General features: G+C 65.6%; 4 protein-coding genes. All 4 read left to right on the top strand.

Annotation, left to right across the window (positions count from 1 at the left end; all coding sequences use genetic code 11):
• Positions 1–115 precede the first annotated feature (115 nt).
• From ACO1BU_RS36795 to ACO1BU_RS36780, 4 genes are read left to right on the top strand one after another with little or no spacing between them, the layout of a single operon-like run.
• Entirely contained in the window at positions 116–487 is a 372-nt protein-coding gene (locus ACO1BU_RS36795; protein WP_424140812.1) for a hypothetical protein, read from the top strand.
• Entirely contained in the window at positions 487–837 is a 351-nt protein-coding gene (locus ACO1BU_RS36790) for a hypothetical protein (RefSeq protein WP_424140811.1), read from the top strand. Before ACO1BU_RS36795 ends, ACO1BU_RS36790 begins: the two co-directional genes overlap by 1 nt.
• Entirely contained in the window at positions 830–2,212 is a 1,383-nt protein-coding gene (locus ACO1BU_RS36785; RefSeq protein WP_424140810.1) for a hypothetical protein, read from the top strand. The genes ACO1BU_RS36790 and ACO1BU_RS36785 overlap by 8 nt, the downstream gene beginning before the upstream one ends.
• On the top strand, positions 2,209–2,538 hold the full coding sequence (locus tag ACO1BU_RS36780; RefSeq protein WP_424140809.1) for a hypothetical protein: 330 nt from the start codon (positions 2,209–2,211) through the stop codon (positions 2,536–2,538). Before ACO1BU_RS36785 ends, ACO1BU_RS36780 begins: the two co-directional genes overlap by 4 nt.
• The last annotated feature ends 94 nt before the right edge of the window (positions 2,539–2,632 follow it).

Raw genomic sequence — 2,632 nt, 5'->3', positions numbered from 1 at the left:
CGTTCGGGCTGTCGTGGCGCCTGCTGCCTCTGGTGCGGCGCGAGCGCGATGGCTGGCTGGTACGCGTGCTGGGGCTGCGGCTGCATTACCGGCGCGCTTACGGCGGGAGGTTCGTATGACCCAACCCCTAACCCCCACCCCGCAGCCGGGCGAGATGCGGGAGGCGGACGAGGACAAGCGCGCCTACTGCGACGTCTTCGTGACGGAGAAGGGCGGCGACGATCTCAAGCCCTGTGACGGCCTGCAGTCTGTTCTCAGCAGCGGCAGCCTCTCGTCAGCGGGCGCGCACATTGCCACGACGGTGAACCGCAAGACTGGCGTAATGCACCGTCGCCTGGTGATCCAGCCGCTCAAGAAGGATGGCAACGGTCTGTTTGCCAACTTCTGCCCGATCTGCGGCACCGCGCTGACCGGTGAGCACGCGCTGTCTTTCGTCGAGGGCCGCGCCGCCCTCGCCCGCGCCTCCGCGCCGCAGGGAGGGGTGTGATGAGTGGTGACCAACAACCGAACCAGCAGTGCCAACGCTGCGGCGGTAGCGGCATTGAGGAAGTCTATGGCGGCCACGGCACTGTGCTGGAGTTGCCATGCAGTCATTGCCAACAGGAAGCGAGCCCGCCAACGGCTGGCCAGTCCAGCCCAAGCAACGCCGATATTGTCTGCCACGATGAACAGCTTCGCGTCTGGGCAAGTGGGGTGATGGGCGCCCTCAGCATGGGCGACTTCCTGCGCGACGATCTGAGCTACGACGATCGCCTGGACCTTGAGCGCGTCGTCATGGGCGAGATCAAGCGCATCGTCGCTTCGGCCTTTAATCATCCGGAGCTTAATCATGACTGACCGGGTACAGGATCAGGCCCCGCGCGAGGAGATGGTGCTGGTAGAGCCCTGGCCGCAGTCAGGGCCAGACTACAATAGCTGGAACCTCGATGCGGCCCGCTTCGTTGCGCTGGTTCAGGCGCATCCCACGCTCTGGCACAATGACAGCCCGCTCAAGTACCTGGGGATGCGGATCGACACACGGGACGGCGCGTTCATCCTCACCGACCGTGACGGCAATGCTCTCGACGCCAACCGCGTAATAGCTGCGATCCGCAAGTCAGCCGAACGCTATGGGTCCGATAGCGTAGGTGCTGGCCCACGCCATCCGTCTCGCACCCCCACGCCCAGCGCGGCGGTGGCACAGGCGGGCGCGTCGTCGGGGGAGGCGATGCGGGAGGCAGGTATTCCGCAGAGCGTAGTGCGCGATCTGATGAAACGAGCAGGATACGACGACAGCCGCCCTCACCCAGACTGCTACACGCACTTTAGCTGGATTACGTTCTCCAAGTTGCTGTTCGCCGTCCGTGCAATTCTGGGGAATGAACGCCCTCCCCCGGAGCGTGCCACCCCTCAACGCATCACCCCTCGTAGCAGCATGACTGAGTTGGACGCGAGAGAACGAGCGATAGAAGACGGGTTCCTGAAAAAAGGGAATAACCCCCTCGCCCCGCCTGCCCCGGTGGAGACGGCCAGCGCGGGGGTGGTGGAGGCGTGGGAGATGCTCGACGCCCACGTTCAGAACCGCCGCGACATGGGGCAGTTCGGCATGGCGGATCAGATGGAGCAAGCGCTCTCCGTGATCCGCACCGCCCTCACCGCCGCCCAGCCTGCCCCTGTGGAGATGGCCGGCACGGGGGTGGCGGAAGCTGCGCGCGCGGTTGTCCATGCATGGCAATACACCGAGACCGATCCTGATGGTCCGCTGAACAGCGCCATGAAGCGGCTTCAAGCTGCCCTCGCCGCCGCCCAGTCTGCGTCGGGCGGAAGGTTGGAAGAGCAACTCGCCTCCGTAGAAGCCGAGTTGAAAGCGGCGGATGCGCGAGGGCGTCACGCAAGGGGTCTTCAGGCTCGGCTCCATAACAAGGCAATCGCTCTCCGCACCGCCCTCACCGCCGCCCAGCCTGCGTCGGGTGGGGAGGATTGGCAGCCGATCGAGACGGCTCCGAAGGGTGATGGTCGCTTCAACACACCCCGCATCCAACTGTGGGCACCCACCCTGTTCGGCGGAATGGTCGTCACCGGTCGGTTCAGCGATGACGGGCACAGCCGTAAGCCGCGACCCTACTGGGGGTACGAAGGTCAGGACATCTCCACCGCGCGGGCGGCACCTCCAACCCACTGGCGCCCGCTTCCTGCACCTCCCGCCGCCCTCACGCCGGGGAGCCAGTCATGAACGCCTACACCCGCCCCGAGACCGCAGCCCCGAGCAGCATCTCGCCCACGAGCCGGGATCTACGCGAGGAATGCGCCGCCGATCGAGCCCGCATCATGCTGGAGATGATCGGGAAGGACGGCCACCACTCGCAGATCCGCGACGACATCCTGGAGCTACTGGAAGAACTGGACGTCATCGAGGCCAAGCAGGCCGCGAGCTGCATGCAGTACGACTATGACCCCGGCCAGGATCGCATCGACTGCGGCCGGCGGGTGTCGATGAAGCTCCGCAGCGCCAAGGCCCTCATCCGCAGCGCCAAAGACGAGATGGAGTACCGCGCATGAGCCGGAGGAAGGTCGAAATCCGGACGTGCGATCGATGCGATGCGCGGCAGGAGGTGAAGGAGGCGCACCAGGGCTATGAGTGGGCCATCATCGC

The organism is Roseomonas chloroacetimidivorans (genome assembly GCF_049629625.1).
GTDB lineage: Bacteria > Pseudomonadota > Alphaproteobacteria > Acetobacterales > Acetobacteraceae > Roseomonas > Roseomonas chloroacetimidivorans.
The sequence above is the reverse complement of the archived record's forward strand: the minus strand, read 5'-3'. Positions and strand labels throughout refer to the sequence as shown.

Coding starts and splice junctions, on each gene's coding strand:
- ACO1BU_RS36795 (WP_424140812.1), top strand. CDS start 116: ATGACCCAACCCCTAACCCCCACCCCGCAGCCGGGCGAGATGCGGGAG.
- ACO1BU_RS36790 (WP_424140811.1), top strand. CDS start 487: ATGAGTGGTGACCAACAACCGAACCAGCAGTGCCAACGCTGCGGCGGT.
- ACO1BU_RS36785 (WP_424140810.1), top strand. CDS start 830: ATGACTGACCGGGTACAGGATCAGGCCCCGCGCGAGGAGATGGTGCTG.
- ACO1BU_RS36780 (WP_424140809.1), top strand. CDS start 2,209: ATGAACGCCTACACCCGCCCCGAGACCGCAGCCCCGAGCAGCATCTCG.